The sequence below is a fragment of the Mesorhizobium sp. B1-1-5 genome (assembly GCF_006443065.1).
GTDB lineage: Bacteria > Pseudomonadota > Alphaproteobacteria > Rhizobiales > Rhizobiaceae > Mesorhizobium.
Map to the genome: position 1 here is coordinate 1 of NZ_VFWS01000551.1, position 1,140 is coordinate 1,140.

Sequence of the window (1,140 nt, forward strand, 5' to 3'; positions counted from 1 at the left end):
GGCGCGATCAAATAGGCGAGCCGCAGGCCGGGCGCCAGCATGCGGTTGAACGAGCCGGCATAGATGACCCGCCGCGGATCGCGCGCGTAGAGCGTCGTCTGCGCTTCGCCCGACCAGCGGATCTCGCTATTGGAATCATCCTCGAATATCCAGCCGGGCCGGTCCGCCGCCCAATCAAGCAGCTTTTGCCGGCGATCCGACGTCATCGTGCAGCCGAACGGCCATTGCTCGGTCGGGGAGACAACGGCCATACGCGCCTCTCGGACCATCACGCCGGCGGCTTCTGTATCGAAGCCTTGCCTGTCGAGCGGGGCGGGAACGGTGACAAGGCCGAAGGCTTCCAGCGTGGCGATCTCGGGCAGGTGGCAAGGATCCTCGACCAGAACGGTGTCGCCGCGGTCGAGCAGAACATGAGACGCGAGAGCGGCCGCTTGCAGCGTATTGCCGATGACGATGATCTGTTCGGGACGACAGTTGATCGCTTTAGCCTCCGCCAGATAGCCCGCGATGCGGGTGGCCAGCAGTGGCGCGCCGCGCGAATAGTCATAGCCGGTGTGGGCGCTGGCGTGCTCGCGCCAGCGGCGGCTAGCGATCTGAGCGAACTCGTCATAGGGGAACTCGTTCAGCGCCGGCACGCCGGCGCTGAGATCGTAGGTCTCGATGCGTTCCGCTGGCAGGTTCATGTCGAGCAGCGCCTGGCCGCGGCGCGAGGGTGCCGGGAGCGCATTTGGACCTGACACCGGTATGACCGCCGTCTCGGCTCGGGGGTGATTGTCTTCCGGCAGCATGGTTTCGACGAAGGTGCCGGCGCCGATCCGACGTGCGACATAGCCCTCCGTGGCAAGTCGCTCATAGGCGAGGACAACGGTGTTGCGCGAGAGCCCGAGTTCCTCGGCCATGACGCGGCTTGGCGGCAGGCGCGCTCCTGGCGCCACGATGCCATCCCGTATCCAGCGGCGCAACTGCTCGAAAAGTTGCTCGTTCAACGGCGTGCCACGGCTGCGGTCGAAGACGATCCTGTGCCAGCTGGGATAGTTGAAAGCGTGCATGTCTGTTCACCGGCTACGGCGGGACCTCACGAGCGGCGACGCAGCCATAAGGATGATCTTCCTATCGAATTGAAATCACCCTATCACATGA

At 64.6% G+C, this 1,140-nt stretch carries 1 protein-coding gene; it reads right to left on the bottom strand.

Annotation, left to right across the window (positions count from 1 at the left end; genetic code table 11):
• The coding region (locus FJ980_RS33195; RefSeq protein WP_140547621.1) for a PLP-dependent aminotransferase family protein at window positions 1-1,049 on the bottom strand (1,049 nt) is incomplete at its 3' end.
• Window positions 1,050-1,140: the final 91 nt, after the last annotated feature.